Source organism: Pedobacter sp. AK017, from assembly GCF_014200825.1.
GTDB classification, from domain to species: Bacteria; Bacteroidota; Bacteroidia; order Sphingobacteriales; family Sphingobacteriaceae; genus Pedobacter; species Pedobacter heparinus.
The window spans coordinates 250573-266470 of sequence record NZ_JACHCW010000003.1 but is presented as its reverse complement, the minus strand read 5'-3'; the positions used below and the strand labels follow the sequence as shown (position 1 = coordinate 266470).

General features: G+C 39.7%; 15 protein-coding genes. 6 read left to right on the top strand and 9 right to left on the bottom strand.

Features of this window, described 5'->3' with window-relative positions; genetic code table 11:
• Positions 1–14 precede the first annotated feature (14 nt).
• From cysM to HDC92_RS06125, 4 genes are all read right to left on the bottom strand, one after another.
• Positions 15–887 (bottom strand): cysteine synthase CysM, encoded by an 873-nt coding sequence (gene cysM / locus HDC92_RS06140; RefSeq protein WP_183873049.1) that lies wholly within the window; start codon positions 885–887, stop codon positions 15–17.
• Positions 888–889: 2 nt separating this feature from the next.
• Positions 890–1702, bottom strand: a complete 813-nt coding sequence (gene epsC / locus HDC92_RS06135; protein ID WP_015808179.1) for a serine O-acetyltransferase EpsC — start codon at positions 1700–1702, stop codon at positions 890–892.
• A gap of 57 nt (positions 1703–1759) precedes the next feature.
• Positions 1760–3214 carry an aminoacyl-histidine dipeptidase gene (locus HDC92_RS06130; RefSeq protein ID WP_183873047.1) on the bottom strand — a complete coding sequence of 485 codons (1455 nt, stop codon included), beginning with the start codon at positions 3212–3214 and terminating at the stop codon, positions 1760–1762.
• Between the two features lie 70 nt (positions 3215–3284).
• Positions 3285–4628: a deoxyguanosinetriphosphate triphosphohydrolase gene (locus HDC92_RS06125; protein ID WP_015808181.1), complete on the bottom strand. Its 1344-nt coding sequence runs from the start codon at positions 4626–4628 to the stop codon at positions 3285–3287.
• A 118-nt stretch (positions 4629–4746) separates the two neighbouring features.
• On the opposite strand from HDC92_RS06125, the gene HDC92_RS06120 reads away from it, so the two are divergent.
• Positions 4747–5340, top strand: a complete 594-nt coding sequence (locus HDC92_RS06120; protein WP_183873045.1) for a 2OG-Fe(II) oxygenase — start codon at positions 4747–4749, stop codon at positions 5338–5340.
• 3 nt (positions 5341–5343) lie between these two features.
• Here the strand turns inward: HDC92_RS06120 and HDC92_RS06115 are convergent, their stop codons facing one another.
• The 3 genes from HDC92_RS06115 to HDC92_RS06105 all read right to left on the bottom strand — a co-directional run bounded on the left by HDC92_RS06115 (position 5344) and on the right by HDC92_RS06105 (position 7476).
• Positions 5344–5904 (bottom strand): phosphatase PAP2 family protein, encoded by a 561-nt coding sequence (locus HDC92_RS06115; protein ID WP_255484461.1) that lies wholly within the window; start codon positions 5902–5904, stop codon positions 5344–5346.
• A gap of 65 nt (positions 5905–5969) precedes the next feature.
• On the bottom strand, positions 5970–6377 hold the full coding sequence (locus HDC92_RS06110; protein ID WP_183873031.1) for a VOC family protein: 408 nt from the start codon (positions 6375–6377) through the stop codon (positions 5970–5972).
• A gap of 94 nt (positions 6378–6471) precedes the next feature.
• A complete protein-coding gene (locus HDC92_RS06105) occupies positions 6472–7476 on the bottom strand; it encodes an LLM class flavin-dependent oxidoreductase (RefSeq protein ID WP_015808184.1) in 1005 nt (334 codons plus the stop codon).
• Between the two features lie 165 nt (positions 7477–7641).
• Here HDC92_RS06105 and HDC92_RS06100 point away from each other — a divergent pair, with 165 nt between their 5' ends.
• The 3 genes from HDC92_RS06100 to HDC92_RS06090 all read left to right on the top strand — a co-directional run bounded on the left by HDC92_RS06100 (position 7642) and on the right by HDC92_RS06090 (position 10177).
• Positions 7642–8685, top strand: a complete 1044-nt coding sequence (locus HDC92_RS06100; protein ID WP_015808185.1) for a hypothetical protein — start codon at positions 7642–7644, stop codon at positions 8683–8685.
• A gap of 293 nt (positions 8686–8978) precedes the next feature.
• The gene (locus HDC92_RS06095) at positions 8979–9320 is read left to right on the top strand and encodes a hypothetical protein (protein ID WP_015808186.1); all 342 of its coding nucleotides are present in this window, start codon (positions 8979–8981) and stop codon (positions 9318–9320) included.
• Between the two features lie 143 nt (positions 9321–9463).
• Entirely contained in the window at positions 9464–10177 is a 714-nt protein-coding gene (locus tag HDC92_RS06090) for a murein L,D-transpeptidase catalytic domain family protein (RefSeq protein ID WP_015808187.1), read from the top strand.
• A gap of 3 nt (positions 10178–10180) precedes the next feature.
• On the opposite strand, the gene HDC92_RS06085 is transcribed toward HDC92_RS06090, so the two are convergent.
• A complete protein-coding gene (locus tag HDC92_RS06085) occupies positions 10181–12937 on the bottom strand; it encodes a TonB-dependent receptor plug domain-containing protein (protein WP_183873029.1) in 2757 nt (918 codons plus the stop codon).
• Between the two features lie 53 nt (positions 12938–12990).
• On the bottom strand, positions 12991–13206 hold the full coding sequence (locus tag HDC92_RS06080) for a hypothetical protein (protein ID WP_015808189.1): 216 nt from the start codon (positions 13204–13206) through the stop codon (positions 12991–12993).
• A gap of 347 nt (positions 13207–13553) precedes the next feature.
• Here HDC92_RS06080 and HDC92_RS06075 point away from each other — a divergent pair, with 347 nt between their 5' ends.
• Both HDC92_RS06075 and HDC92_RS06070 read left to right on the top strand, forming a co-directional pair.
• A complete protein-coding gene (locus HDC92_RS06075; RefSeq protein ID WP_162141654.1) occupies positions 13554–14294 on the top strand; it encodes an NUMOD1 domain-containing DNA-binding protein in 741 nt (246 codons plus the stop codon).
• 284 nt (positions 14295–14578) lie between these two features.
• Positions 14579–15817 carry a FecR family protein gene (locus HDC92_RS06070; protein WP_183873027.1) on the top strand — a complete coding sequence of 413 codons (1239 nt, stop codon included), beginning with the start codon at positions 14579–14581 and terminating at the stop codon, positions 15815–15817.
• Positions 15818–15898: the final 81 nt, after the last annotated feature.

Sequence of the window (15898 nt, the reverse complement as noted above, 5' to 3'; positions counted from 1 at the left end):
ATAGCAGATTAAGCCTATCCAAACAAGTCGCTGCTCAAATATCTGTCGCCACGGTCACAAGCAATAAATACAATCATGCCCGATTTCAGTTCATTTGCCAAGTTCAATGAACAAGCCAGTGCTCCTCCGCTGCTCATTCCGGCAAAAATCCCTTCAACTCTGGCCAGTTCACGTGCCTTCTCTGTAGCTTCCTGCTGTGAAACATCCATTATGCGGTCTACCCTGCTTGCATCAAATATTTTTGGCAGATAAGCAGCCGGCCAACGCCTGATGCCCGGTATAGAAGATTCTTCGGTTGGCTGACAACCAATAATCTGTATATTGGGATTCTGTTCCTTTAAAAACATAGAATTGCCCATAATACTGCCGGTAGTACCCATAGAACTTACAAAGTGGGTAATCTGCTGATTGGTATCGCGCCAGATTTCCGGTCCGGTAGTTTTATAATGGGCCAGATAATTATCGGGATTGGCAAACTGGTCCAGTAAAAAGTAGCCGTTCTTATGGCGCTGTTCTTCCGCATAGTCGCGGCATACCTCTATAGATTCTAATAAAGTTACTTTAGCACCAAAAGCTTCCATAGTCAATGTCCGTTCACGGGTAGAGCTTGCCGGCATAACCAGCTCAATCTCCAGGTCATAAATACTGGCAATCATGGCCAGTGCTATACCTGTATTCCCACTTGTTGCTTCAATTAACTTTGTTCCTTTTTTAATTTCGCCACGTTCCATTGCACTGCGGATCATGTTTAATGCGGCCCTGTCTTTTACACTTCCACCCGGGTTATTTCCTTCAAGCTTTGCAAATATCCTTACATCAGGGTTTGGATTCAATTTACTGATCTCTACCAGGGGTGTATTCCCCACAAATTCTACAATATTTCCCATGTTTATTTTGGATCTTTTGTTTCTATAACTTTTACTGACGATTGGTGGTATACCGTTGACCTTGGTGGAACACTTTTGGTAAGCCATACATTTCCCCCAATTATGGAATGGGCACCAATATGAGTTTCACCTCCCAGTATTGTTGCACCCGAATAAATGATTACATGGTCGTCTATAGTTGGATGGCGCTTGATATCTCTCATGTATTTTTCTACACTTAAAGCGCCTAATGTTACCCCCTGGTATAATTTAACATGATTTCCAATTACAGTTGTTTCGCCTATAACCAAACCTGTACCATGATCTATATACAGATATTCACCTATTACAGCACCGGGATGAATGTCTATGCCTGTCAAAGAGTGCGCATACTCAGTCATGATCCTTGGAATCAATGGAACGTCAGCTTTTAACAATGCATGCGCAATACGGTATAAGGCTATAGCCAGAAATCCAGGATAACTTCTGATCACTTCAAATTCACTTTTAGCAGCAGGATCTCCGTTTAACATAGCTGTTATGTCAGTATTCATTTTCCTGTAAAGCTCCGGAAGTTCATTAAAGAAATTGGCCACAATCAGTTCATTGTTACAATGTTCGCATGCTTTGGTTGAATTTAGTATGGTAATCAACTCCTTTTCCTGTCTTAAAAACATCCGTTTAATTTCGTTTACCGAATAATCTGGTGTGGTTAAACGTTCAGGATACAATAAGTTCATCAGGTTAATGAGCCATTCTGCAATCTCCTGATTTGAAGGTACGGGCTCAATGCTGTTTTGTTTATTAAAAATATGAAGATAAAATTCCTCGTTCATTTTAGTTGCGATTAAAAGCTCAGTTAGATACTACAAAGAAATGAAATTAATTACTATTTAACGAGCAGGTATTTCTTCCAGTACTTTCAAAAGATAGTTCCAGAACTTGTTCACCGAAGAAATCTGAACGCGTTCGTCTGGCGAATGTGCGCCATGGATATTGGGACCAAAAGAAATCATGTCCATTCCTGATAAATGGGCGCCTAAAATACCACATTCCAAACCGGCATGACAGGCATTTACATTGGGTTCAGTCTTAAAATTAACCTTATACAAACTCCGCATCAGCGACAGTATTTCTGAAGCAGCATTGGGCTTCCAGCCAGGATAATCGCCACTGCTGTTAACTTTACAACCCATATTCTCAAAAGCTGCCCCCACTGCAATAGCAACATCTTCCTTTGTGCTTTCTACACTGCTCCGCTGTAACGATAAGGTAATAAATTCCCCGTCTTTAATGATCACTTTTGCCAGATTTGAAGACGCTTCAACAAGTCCCGGAATTTCAGGGCTCATCCTGAACACGCCATTTGGCACTGCATATAGTGTATTGATGATCTCCATGTATTCTTCCTTTTCCAAAACCTCTGCAGGCAGTACTGTTTCTTCTGCAGTAATTTTCATAAAAGGTTCTATTGCATGGTATTCGGCTTTAATGACCTCCGTAAAATCTGCTATAAAGGAAAGAAATGCCTTTTTCTGATTTCCCGAAACTGCAACTACCGCAACAGACTCACGTGGGATCGCATTTCTCAGGCTTCCACCTTCAACGCTGGCCAGCTGCAGGTCTAAAACTTTATTTCCATTATAGAGCAAACGGTTCATCAGCTTATTGGCATTGGCACGTCCCTTATGAATGTCCATTCCGGAATGCCCGCCAATCAGGCCTTTAATTGATATCTGGAACGCAGTGCTGTTTTTGGCAACAGGATGGGTATGATAATGATAGGTAGTTGTTGTATCTATGCCGCCAGCACAACCAATGGTTAATTCTGTGTCTTCTTCAGTATCGAGGTTTAACAATATTTTTCCAGATAAATTAGACGGGTCAAGTTCCTTTGCACCGGTCATACCTGTTTCTTCATCTATGGTAAACAAGGCTTCAATGGCAGGGTGCACCAGGTCGGAAGCCGCCAGTATAGCCATAATTGTAGCTACACCAATTCCATTATCAGCCCCAAGGGTGGTGCCCCTGGCTTTTACCCAATCTCCATCAACATACATCTTAATACCTTCCCTATCGAAATCAAAATCTGTATCGCTATTTTTTTGATGGACCATATCCAGGTGCGACTGCAGGATGACAGTTTGTTTATCCTTCATGCCCTCAGTTGCCGGCTTTTTGATCACAACATTTCCAACATGGTCTTTAATGGTTTCCAGTCCGAGCTGTTTGCCAAAAGCAAGCATAAATTTTATAACCTGGGTTTCTTTTTTTGAAGCACGGGGTATGGCATTTAAAGCAACAAAATTGTTCCATAGTGCCTTTGGTTCTAAATTTTCAACTTTCATTACTCATTTACTATTTGTAACAAAGCTAGAAAGTTAAATCAATTTAAGTTTTAATCCTTCCCAATTCTTCTTAGCTCATCGAAGGAAATGATATTCCCTTGATTTTTCTAAACAATTCAACTGCATAAATGTCTGTCATTCCAGATACAAAATCCAGTATGCTCTGTATTTTTGAATAAGTGTCCGTTTTTTCGGTTAAAAATTGCCTCGGAATTAATGCTACCAGTTTTTTGTGATATTTGGATTCATCCTGCAGGTAAGCCGGAATAAACTCTTCCAGCAAACCACCCATAACCTGATAGCCCGCTACCTCAATTTGTACTACAGATGAATAATTGTAAATCTTTTTTACAGAAATATTTTCGATTTCTTTCATCACCGATAAAAATGGTTCTTCAATAGCGTCCATCAAACTTTGGTTAAAGTTACCTTCCAGGATGCGCTGCTGTTCTTTAAAAAACACTGCCGAACACAGACCGATCAGGGTACTGATAGACTTGGCCCGCATTAAAGTGATTTTTGCATCATCATCATCTATTTCAGCAAGGCGCCCCTCCATCCTTTCATCCCTGCAAAGTGGCAGCAACAGGGCCTCTACTTCTTTATAGGAAAGGATTTTAAGCCGATGTGCATCTTCCAGGTCAATGATATTATAACAGATGTCATCCGCTGCCTCTACCAGGTATACCAGCGGATGTCTTTTATAGACCAAAGGAGATTCCTGCGCTTTGATGAGGCCCATTTCCAGGGCAATTTTCTCAAAGCCGCTTTCTTCAGACTGGAAAAAGCCATATTTTTTGGTATAGATGTTTTTTTTATTGTGCCCCGCCAATGAGGCACAGGGATATTTTGCTATGGCGGCCAGGGTAGCATAAGTAAGTGCAAAGCCCCCGGTACCCTTACCGGTAAACGGGTGGGTTAAAATACGCAAAGCATTGGCATTTCCTTCAAAATGGATCAGATCTTCCCATTGTGCTGCTGTAACCTGCGACTGATAAATCTGTCCTGCTCCACTGGTAAAATAACTTGAAATTGCCGCTTCTCCCGAGTGGCCAAAAGCAGGATTGCCAAGGTCGTGGGCCAGGCAGGCAGAAGCAATGATGTTTCCTATTTCGCAGAGTAGCGGACAGGAATCGTCTATTCCAGGATCCAGATCCTTTATCTTATTGTAAAATATTGTACCCATCGACCTGCCAACACTGGCTACTTCCAGGCTGTGGGTTAATCTGTTGTGCACAAATACACTGCCTGGTAAAGGAAATACCTGGGTTTTATTCTGCAACCTCCTGAACGGAGAAGAAAAGATGATCCTGTCGTAATCGCGCTGGAATTCAGACCTGGATTCCTTTTGGTTACCCATAAATCTATCCTCATTTCCCCAGCGTTTAGCCGATAATAATTTTTCCCAAACCATAAATACTTCCTTGATTCCAATTGAATTTATTGTATAAAACAGCTGCGAATGTAAGTATTTATCGTTAAACGGAGATTGTTCAAAGATTTAACCTACCTTACAAGCTTAGCCCTATCCATTGGAAAAAATATTCAATCAGCTTATCAACAGCTTTATAAAAGACAAAGTAGGAATTGCTGAAAATTTCATAAGCCCTGCATTATCCATACAGCTGGTAAATAACCTGCTTCATTTGCAGGATAAGGATCAACTGCTCCTGGCAGGTACAGGAAACAAGGTGATCGTTGCCTATAACGAAACACTAAGAAGCGATAAAATACACTGGCTTGACAGGCTCCACAATGACCCTTATGAAAATGATTTTTTAGACCTCATGGATACTTTTGTCGCTTACCTGAACAGCACTTGCTATACCGGGATTACAGGCTATGAATTTCATTATACCTTGTATGAAAAGGGTGCATTTTATAAAAAACATATAGATCAGTTTAGAAACAACAACCTAAGGCAATATTCTATGATCATGTACCTGAACGAATACTGGACTGAAAATGACGGGGGTGAGCTGTGCATCCATCATCTAAATCACGTACAGCACATCACACCATCGGCTGGTAAAAGTGTGTTTTTCAAAAGTAGCGAACTGGCACATGAAGTGTTGCTTACCCATAAGCCCAGGATGAGTATAACCGGCTGGTTAAAAACCGGTTAAAAATTAATCAGCCCGCAATGTGCGCAGGGAAAAGGCAGCTCCCGTACCCAGCAAAGCACCGGCGGCCACATCTGTAGGATAATGAACGCCTAAATATAAACGGGAATAACCAACGGAACCAGCCCATAGATAAGAAGGAACAATCACATACCATTTAGGGTAAGCCTGAGAAAGTGCTGTGGCGGTAGTGAATGCAGTGGAAGTATGACCAGATGGAAATGAGTAATGAGAGGGCTGGTAAACAGCTTTAATCTTAACATTGGCTAAAAATGGTCTTGGACGCTTTACTATTTTCTTGACCAGCATAGTAACCAGCACATTTACGGCCGAACTGCTTGCTACGTACAATGCATTTTGCCGCATTCTTTTATCGTCTGCTATGATGCCACCTGCAAGTAAGCCAACCGGAACGCCAACATTTACCCAATCGTTATGGTTTGATAAAAACAGAAAGAAGTCTGTCTTTTCGGGCGTCCTGTTATTCGATAAATTAATCAGGATCTGGTCATCAAGCTGTTGCAGCTTGTGCTGGGCTTTTAACTGCAGCGGCCCTATTACTGCCATGGCAAGTTGCAGTATAACCAAATAAAAATAACAATGCCCTTTCATAAAGTCAAAAAATTAGCTGGCTATTGTTTGGCATCATTTACTTCCAGCCAATGTCCGTCGGGATCTTTAAAATAAATTTGTTTTACACCATCTACCCTATTTGTAATGGCACCAGCTTTCCCGGCCCAGTTTTCAAATGGTATATTTTTAGCGGTAAGATGTGATGTAAAAGCATCAACAGAAGCTACACTAAAGCACAGATGGTCATTTTTCTCATGTTCTACATTACTTTTCGCACCCTGTATCAGATGTAAATGTCCTGCAGCTCCCAATGTAAACCAGGTATGCTTGCCGTCCTTAAAAGGTTCGGGGATCTGTTCAAGATGGAAAACACTTTGATAAAAATCAGTAGCTTTCTGCAAATCTGCCACATAAACGGCAATGTGATTTAACACCGCTATCTGCTGTTTCTTTTCTGTTTGTGCCATGGTTTGTTGAAATGATGTAAGTAGCGTTAACAACGATAAAATTGAAAATATCTTCATGGAACTAATTTACCAGAAAAAATAATATTCCTTATGATTAATCTTTAAACACCTGGGCAAGCAGCTCATAAGAACGTAATCTGGCGCTATGCTCAAAAATATGAGACGTAGCCATAATCTCATTAACGCCCGTCTGGTCCAAAAACTGTTGCAAATCCTGCTTAACCGTCTCCTTACTCCCTACAAAGGTACAGGCCAGCATCTGGTTTGCCTGTTCTTCTTCGTATACATCCCATACATCGTCCATATTATCTACAGGGGGCTGGAGCAATCTTCTTTTGCCGGTAACTATACCCATAAACAATTGATAAAGAGAAGTAACAAGCCTGTTAGCTTCAGCATCGCTATCTGCTGCAACTACATTTACACAGGCCAGTACGTAGGGTTCTTTAAGCTGTGCTGATGGCTTAAAATTTTGTCTGTATATATTAATTGCAGTTATAAACTGGGCTGGAGCAAAATGGCTGGCAAATGCATAAGGCAATCCCAGGGCAGCGGCCAGATGTGCGCTATCGGTACTGGATCCCAATATCCAGATAGGAATATCAAGTCCTTCACCCGGAATGGCCCTTACGCTATTTTTATTATTTTCGGCCGAAAAATAGGCTTGTAATTTCAACACATCCTGCGGAAAACTGTTCGCAGCATTAAAACGCTCACCTCGTATAGCCATCGCAGTGAGCTGATCCGTTCCGGGGGCACGGCCCAGGCCTAAATCAATTCTGCCCGGAAATAAAGATTCCAGGGTCCCAAACTGCTCCGCAATAACCAAAGGAGAATGATTTGGTAACATAATGCCACCAGAGCCTACCCTTATTGTACTGGTTCCGGCTGCAATATGCCCGATAACCACTGAAGTAGCCGAACTTGCAACACTGATCATGTTGTGGTGTTCGGCAAGCCAGTAACGGTTGTAACCCCACGCTTCAACGTGCCGCGCAAGGTCAAGGCTATTTTTAAATGTGTCGGCAGGTGTTTTACCTTCTACAACAGTCGCAAGATCGAGTACAGAAAAAGGGATGGTATTGAGTAGTTTCTTCATAAGATTGATCAAAAAAACAAAACTACAGTCTGCAATGCTTAAATTCCACAGCGGTTCGGTGATATGACTTTAAATCTACATGCTTATGAAATTCACATTACGCAAGAAATAATTTACAGCACTATTTTACAGAAAAACACTAAATTGACCATAAATTGCCAATTGATGGAACAGAGTGATGTAAGAATATCCCGCAAAAAGCCTATTTTCCCGGTATCACCCGCTTTACAAAAATACCTTAAAACCTATCAGCGGGAATCGAAACTTCCAATTACTTATAACGATCTGTTGATGTTTACTGAGTCTTATCCTATCATGGACAAGTACGGCAAAGATTCACTGTGGGAAGGCCCGATTTATGCCGCCGATAAGATCGAAGAACTCCATAATGGCTTAAAAATCATTTATGCCAACTTAAAGGCCTCTGGTAACCTGCGCATTGTACAACATAAATATATAGACAAAATTGAATATTGTACCTTCGGAAATACGCATCCTTTCAGAATAAGGATTGTAAATAGGTTAAATGACGTTTACGATTACTTCTATATCAAAAAAGCCGATGCCTCAAGAATTTATGGCCTGGAGATGGAAGAGATTTTATCTCCGAATCAGGTCAATTACCTGGTAGACAGAGAAACACTGGTTGAAGAGCACATTGCCGGAATTCCAGGTGATGTTTTTGCTAAAAATTATTTACATAACCCAGAATACAACCCAACCCGGATAGCTAAAGAATTTGTCAAATTTAACGAGCGCTGCCTGGTCATGTTGCTTGGCGACATGAGGGCTTATAATTTTGTGATGCAGATTACACCCGATTTTGATGATATCCAGTTCAGGATCAGGGCTATCGATTTTGATCAGCAATTTTATGAGGGAAATATAAAAGTATACCTTCCGCAGTTTTTTAAGGAAAATTTTCCTTACGTAAAAATGGGGATGGAACAATTAACCGATAAAACTTACCTTCAATATCAGCAGGAAGAAAAATCATCCATATTACACCGGGTGCGAAGTGAACGTCACCGCTTAACAGATTTGCGCGATGTTTCGAACACAGAAATCCTCACCACTGCAGAAAATATAGAAATGTTAAAATCCGGAATAGCTGAATATTTTTCAGACCGGCAATATCTTGAATGTAAAACCATGACAGATATTATTGAGCTGAACATAAAAAACATCATCAGACAGGTCAAATTATAATTATTCCTGCTAAATCATTGATGCAGATAAGCCCATAAAAAAGCGGAGACAGGTCTGAATAGACTTTGCCCCCGCAAATTAACGCTCTCGCTGTAAAATTAAAAAAAAATACTGATAATCAAAGATTTCTCATAGCAATACTTTTTAACAGTGTATCATAACAGAATATATTCTGCTAAAAAATAAAATTACCTGATCTTTATATCATTTTTTTTATGTGCATATATCAAAAAAAATAGAAACCTATGTATAATTTTTACCACAATATCCTTACTTTGCACTAAAAAAAAGTTATGTCTTTAAAAGCAACTGTTGATAAAATTTTAAAAGAAAAGAACAGATCACTAAGCTGGCTTGCGCATGGCATTGGAAAAACATTTGATGGTTTGAGACTGGGACTAATCAATGAATCCATAAAATATAAGGACATTATCATGATGGCAAATTTGTTAGAGGTCTCTCCCGCTTTCTTCTTTCACACCGATGCCGGCAATGAACATCTGGTAGCAGAACCCAAACCGGAGTATGGAGATTTGAAAGCAAACCTGAAAACATGTAAAGATCTGATCACCACATTAAAAGACCAGGTGAAAGATAAAGAAAGAATCATCAGTATGCTTGAGGAAGGTAGATAATCATTTAGTCATATTTGCGTAATACCTTAAATATGAGTACTTTTAGAAAATACATTTAGATACATTTGTGAGCTTTTTGTATAATTGAACTAAAAAAAAGAAATAATTCAATTGAATTAACAGCTGAAAACAACAGCATAACTATGAAGAGAAGGATTTTACGAGGAAAGGGATTGGTTATTATATTGTTTGCACTTGCCCTGATGAGTTGGAAACCTGAGGACGAAGTTGCTTCGCCAGGTATAAACGAGCTGTATGACACAGCCGGGCTTGCGGAAAGCGGACTTTCCCTTTCTGTATTTGAAAAAGCAGTTACAGGGTTCTACAATTTAAAAAACACCGGCAGATTATCTGCAACAAAATCAATTTTAAGTATTGCCGATTTTGACCTGAACAGCACAAAGAAGCGTTTATGGATCATAGATTTGGAGAAAAAAGAACTGATTCTAAATACATGGGTAGCCCATGGAGAACGTAGCGGCACAGACAAAGCCCTCTACTTTTCAAATAACAATGAGTCTCTGAAAAGCAGCATAGGTTTTTTCATTACAGGAGAAAGTTATTATGGAAAACACGGGCTTTCCCTAAAACTGGATGGCGTGGATCAGGGGTTTAATACAAATGCCCGTAAAAGAGCCATTGTTGTTCATGGAGCAGATTATGTAAGCCAGGAAACCATCAATGCTTTAGGAAGGCTGGGGCGCAGTCAGGGATGCCCTGCAGTACCACAAGAACTCTCGGCTACTATTGTTCATGCAATTGAAGACAAAACTGTTCTGTTCATTCACACAAGTGATCAAAACTATACATCAATATATCTGGATGAAGATCCAGGAACAGTACTGGCCAGTAAATAAATTTTATTTTTCAACCCTGATCACACTGGTTTTGGCCCCTAGCCCCCCCTTCATATCAGCCCCTTCCATGATCAGCGAATAACTGCCAGGGTTATCGGCAGTGTAAAATGTTACTGTTGCCATTCCATTTTTATCCGTTACAATATATGGCTCCCAATAAATGGTTGAACGAATATCTGTCATATCAACAAGGCCAGCAGTTTTGTATTTAGGCATATAGAATTTTTTTGGAAGTGAAAAAGCCATTGGCTTGTATAAATAAGTGCCTGTGCTTTTCTTTAAAAACGGCCCCGCCCCCCCGCGCGTGGTTACTTCAATAAAGGCATGCTCAAATGGATTGGCCATGGGGTTATAAATGAACCTGCTGCTATAGCGCGTCTGGTATTTGCCGCTCATCATAACCTCTATCCCTTTAATTTCTTCGGCATCGTAATAATCAAAATATTGCTTAAAATATTCATAGGGATCCATACCTTCCGGTTTGGCAAAGTCTACATCCACACCATCTATAATAAGATGGGCCAGCATGCCTTTAATGACATAAAAACGCATCCCTGTTTTATTGGTTCTGTTGCCAAACCCAACTACTCTTTTTTCCAGTAAATCTCCCAGTGTCATTTTGCCTGATTTTTCCAGCTCCTGCTGACTGACGATCACATCAGCCCCGCCTGGCCCATTCAGATTTTTAGAATCTTTAATTGTTTTTTTTGCAGTAATGGCCACCTCTTTCAATATATTCCGGCCAGTAATCCGATCTACTTCCTTATTTAACAGGAATTGCTTTTTTACGGCTAAAAACCTTCCGGTATCCATATTTACATACCAGGGTATCATCCGCTGGCCAATACTGCTAAAAACAGGAGGTATAAATTCCTCTACCTCTATTCCAACATTAAAACTTTTGCCTCTTTTGTTTCTGGCCTGAATAAAAAATACCGCGGTATCAGAAGGAAAAATACCCTTGAATCTGAAAAGCCCCGATTCATTGGTTACAGTATCCATCACTAACATTGGTCTTTTTGAGAAGAGATTAATGCCCGAATTGGCTACCGGTTTGTTAAATAGATTTGTCACCTTACCTTTTATTTCAAATTCTGGTTCAGCAGCATAAACATAAGTCTTTACCGGATCAAACATTTCATTCCAGCTATAGCCAACCCAGCCTTGTGTCAACAGTAGCAGATCCAGATCCTGCCACTTTTTAAGATCTGCAGCAGCATGTAAATAATATCCCGGATCTTCTACAAGCCCCTTCAAATCAGCAGTCAGCAACATCCTGGTAACGATAGAACCCCTTGCAATACTATCAGTTTTAACCTGGTTATCATCAGTAACTGTCATAGAAAAATTTCCCTGAACAGGCATTCCATTGGCATCTGTTACCTTAATGCGCATTGAAACACTATCTCTTTGCTTATAAAATGATTTATCCGGGCTCAACTCAATTTTCAGCGCATCAGTATGATCAATATACATTACCCGCTCGTTAAGCACCTTTTTATCGGTTCCAGCCAATGTTATACGTACTATCCCGGTTGGAAATGCCTTTTTACTAATCCTTATCCGGGAGCCGTTCTTATTTAAATTGATCAGGGCGGCAAAACATACCGTTCCCCTCGCCTGGCCAATTAAGATATAGCTGTTCCCGGCCAAGGCTATATCAGGTGTAGCATTAATCAGCACTTCACAGGAATCCCGCTCCAACCTATTGTTAATACTTAAAATTGTACCACTGGCTTTTACTGCAGGTAATGGATAAGATCTTGATGTTCCCTCTATTTTTGCGGTATATTGCTCGCCTGCCAGGGCACTCAGATAAAACACCCCCATACCTTTATGTGCAGCATTAAAAGCAGCTACTTCCAATCCATGGCTATCGTAAACCTTACCCGATACATTCACTCCTAAACCATCCTCATTTATAGCCTTAAAAGCTACACGTGAAGCTAAATCAGCTATCAGGTCGCCACCCTCAGGCATAAACTGCAGGTCGATATGTTCTGGCCGGTTAATGGTAACAGGTATAACGAGCTGATTATTTTCTCCATTTTTACTTAGGTCCTGAACACGTAAGGACATCCCTTTTGCATTTAATTTTTCCGGTATATCAAGGTTTACTTTCAGCATCCCGTCAATATCCGTTTGCATTTTTGCTTTGGCCCATGATCTTTTTCCATCAGTTGCCATAATCTGGACATCTTTTAATGCTACACGCACATTATCCAGTCTGCTAAACTTTAAATCAAGTACTTCATTGTCTTTACCCGCAACTTTATTTAGCTGGGCATTATAGTTTACCAGCCATTCTGTACCGGCGCTACTGCCAATATAAAATTGCTGCTTAAAAATATAATCTTCGCCAAAATTGCGCATCCAATTGGTATATGCTCTAATTACATAATTTCCCTGGGGGAGCTCTTCGGGATCAAGTGCTATCTGGCCAAATGAAATTCCAGCAAATACGGGCAGCATTATCCGTTTCATCAGCCTGTTGCTGTCGTTAGCAACTTCAACATACATCAGCCCACTTTTAGGAGCTGCGTAATAGGTATCATCAAATAAATATACTTTAAACCATAATGTATCTCCGGAAGCATATGCCGATTTATCTGTCTGCAGATATAGTTTTTCGACTGAGCGCCTTTCATTGAATTTTTGAATAGTAGAGATTACACTCTTGATACCGGGTTTCGACGAGACCTGGGCTAAGACACTCCACGTAAGAAATAAAAAAAATACATTAATTATTAAATACTTCATAAACGTCTTTAAGCTTATGTACTATTCGATAAAACTGTTAAGAAGTTGAACCATTAACCTGGTTCAACTTCCTTACTTAGATATAAGCTGGTATTTTTTTCAAATTTGAATACCTGCTTTTGGTTCATTCTCAGTATGATAATGGCATAAAATTCGGCACTTTCTTCAATTTCGAGTACTTTTCCAAGATTTATGATTTTATCACCTTGTTCAAGGTCTGAAATTGACTTTATTTCTATCGGTTCGGTATGGGATTTTAAATTCGACATTGAGATCGCTATTAAAATATAGTTGTGGATATAAAAATACACTTCAAAGATATCAAAAATACTATAAGGATAGCTAATTATTATCAAATCCCCTGACGATCAGTTTGTACGGTCATACAATATTTAACCATATTTTCAGTTATAGTATATAATGCAATACTTCAGTTAAAATATCATTTTATATTACTTAAAAGTATTTTTTAAACAAATAATTAATATCTTTATATATTAATTAACAGAAAAAATACACTAAAACGTTACATTTTTACATCAATTGATGATATATCAATTGTAAAAATCAAATATATTTGCCTATTAAGATGCCAGATATAAATTATTCGGAGCAAATGCCTCAACTACAAAAAAATAACGCTCAAAAAGAAAAAGGCAGTCACCAAATCAGCCGTTATTCTTTATCGGGGCAATTACTGGAAACCTACGCCAATGCAAAAGTTGCAGCAGCAGCAATGGGTACACACCAGGTATTTCTTTCCAGTGCAGCCAGAAAAAGCAGCAAACTGTTAACAGCCTGTGGCTATTTATGGAGACGGGGAAATGCGCCCGAAATAGATATGAAATCCCTTTTACAGGAAAGATGGTACCGTTCCTCTCCCCTTGCTAAAAACCAGCAAACAGTTGGACAGTATGATTTACAGGGTAACCTGATCCGTACCTTTGCCAATACCATAGAAGCTGCAAAAGCTGTAGGTGTTCATAAAAATGGCATCCGTGACGTAATTAAAGGCCGCGGACTAACCTATGGAGGCTTTATATGGAGTAATACACTTAAAAAGAAAGTACCCGTAGATCCAAAAATCACATCCAGAAGAGAGCGGGTTTCACAATACGATCTGGATGGCAGATGGCTGGGCTCTCACAAAAATTGCTATACAGCATCCAAAGCCACAAATATAGACAATGCACAGATTCACAACGTATTGAATAATCTTTACCTCACAGCAGGAGGCTTTTTATGGCGTAAGGGCGAACAGCTTCGGATAAACATCAATGAACTCCGTAAAGACCCACATTATCCAGGTTCCTTACTGGAAGAACACATGAAGAAAAAAAGAAAAAACAAACAGTAAATACCCCACATCAGACAGTGGTTTTTGTTCATTCAGGCAAGGCATCTATCACCAGATTAAAAATGAACAAAATAAATAAGAAGCAGTATAGCAGCATATTTATATCGGCACAATTACCTTAAAATGCAAACATTTACTGATTTTGAGCAGGTCAAGGTCAGGTCTGTTCCTGTAATGACAATTACAATTGACTGCTAATGTTATGGTTATAAGTTATAAATTATATACTTTTGAAAATGAAACTGAAAAAATGATTTAAATTATTCATATTAAACAGGAACATTTTGAAATTATACGCTCATCAATTAGTTGCAGAGGCACTCAGCCTATTACATGACAACAATACAGATTGCTTTCCTGTATATGATCAGGAAGTACCCATAGGTAAAATTACCTATGCTGAACTAATGTTCTTTGTTGGCCATCATGAAATCAAACTTCAATTTGATCTAAGAACTACTTTGTCTGCTATCAAAGGGATGCAAATAGCGCAACATCAAATGGCACAAAAAAAAGCCAGAATCTCGAAATGGGTTGCCAGGCTAGGTACAGCTGTAGTTTTGATGTTTGTACTGTTTGGTTTTACCTGGTTGTTTTCTGACCCGGTTGATTTCGGGTCTGGCAACCATAATGATAAATCGGGTCCGGATGCTAAAAACATTATCTTAGCTTTATCAAACGGCATGCATCTGCCGCTTGATCCCTATAAAGAAGGAATTGTTGTTGATCACTCAAAGTTGAGCTATAATGACGGGACTGTTGTTTTCTCGCGCAATGACAACAGAACTACTAACTTGAGTATCAGCACTGCCAGAAAAGGCATTTACCAGATAACTCTTCCCGATGGAACCCGGGTTTGGCTCAATGCTTCAAGCAAACTTAGCTTTCCTTCAACTTTTACCGGAAGTGCCAAACGCATTGTCCGTTTAAGTGGCGAAGCATATTTTGAAGTTGCAAAGGTTTGGACAAAACCAAATCACAGAATACCATTCATTGTGCTAAGTGATAATCAGGAAATAGAGGTTCTGGGCACGCATTTTAATGTACGTGCTTATCCAAAAACAAGTATAAAAACAACTTTGGTGGAAGGCGCTGTCCGCATTACACCTTTAACTGATAACCAGCCAGTTAGTGCCGATCCTTCTATGACAGACCCCATGATGGCATCTGTTAACAACCAGTCCAAAAGATTGCTGCAGTCCCAGGCAGTGGTCCTGAAACCTGACCAGCAAGCCACTTTAACGGCTCAGCAATTAACTGTCAGCGCTATTGATGCAGAAGGTACCATTGCCTGGACAAAAAAGGATTTTACTTTCAGAAATATGCCATTGGAAGCCATTATGAATGTAGTTGCCAGTTGGTACGATGTAGACATCATCTATCAGGAAAAACCCAACATTGTGCTTTTGGGTGGTTCACTACAACGTTCTGATCAATTGGATGAGCTGCTTGCTGCACTTACACTGGCTTCAAATATGCACTTTAAGGTACATGGCAGACAGGTTACAGTAATAAAACAGTAAGCCCTTAGTCTAAATCGACCTGCTATAATGTCTATTTCACAACCTGAATTTCAAATTTACAGGTATTACCTTTACATAAAA

Coding starts and splice junctions, on each gene's coding strand:
- cysM (WP_183873049.1), bottom strand. CDS start 887: ATGGGAAATATTGTAGAATTTGTGGGGAATACACCCCTGGTAGAGATC.
- epsC (WP_015808179.1), bottom strand. CDS start 1,702: ATGAACGAGGAATTTTATCTTCATATTTTTAATAAACAAAACAGCATT.
- HDC92_RS06130 (WP_183873047.1), bottom strand. CDS start 3,214: ATGAAAGTTGAAAATTTAGAACCAAAGGCACTATGGAACAATTTTGTT.
- HDC92_RS06125 (WP_015808181.1), bottom strand. CDS start 4,628: ATGGTTTGGGAAAAATTATTATCGGCTAAACGCTGGGGAAATGAGGAT.
- HDC92_RS06115 (WP_255484461.1), bottom strand. CDS start 5,904: ATGGCAGTAATAGGGCCGCTGCAGTTAAAAGCCCAGCACAAGCTGCAA.
- HDC92_RS06110 (WP_183873031.1), bottom strand. CDS start 6,377: ATGGCACAAACAGAAAAGAAACAGCAGATAGCGGTGTTAAATCACATT.
- HDC92_RS06105 (WP_015808184.1), bottom strand. CDS start 7,476: ATGAAGAAACTACTCAATACCATCCCTTTTTCTGTACTCGATCTTGCG.
- HDC92_RS06100 (WP_015808185.1), top strand. CDS start 7,642: ATGGAACAGAGTGATGTAAGAATATCCCGCAAAAAGCCTATTTTCCCG.
- HDC92_RS06095 (WP_015808186.1), top strand. CDS start 8,979: ATGTCTTTAAAAGCAACTGTTGATAAAATTTTAAAAGAAAAGAACAGA.
- HDC92_RS06090 (WP_015808187.1), top strand. CDS start 9,464: ATGAAGAGAAGGATTTTACGAGGAAAGGGATTGGTTATTATATTGTTT.
- HDC92_RS06085 (WP_183873029.1), bottom strand. CDS start 12,937: ATGAAGTATTTAATAATTAATGTATTTTTTTTATTTCTTACGTGGAGT.
- HDC92_RS06080 (WP_015808189.1), bottom strand. CDS start 13,206: ATGTCGAATTTAAAATCCCATACCGAACCGATAGAAATAAAGTCAATT.
- HDC92_RS06075 (WP_162141654.1), top strand. CDS start 13,554: ATGCCTCAACTACAAAAAAATAACGCTCAAAAAGAAAAAGGCAGTCAC.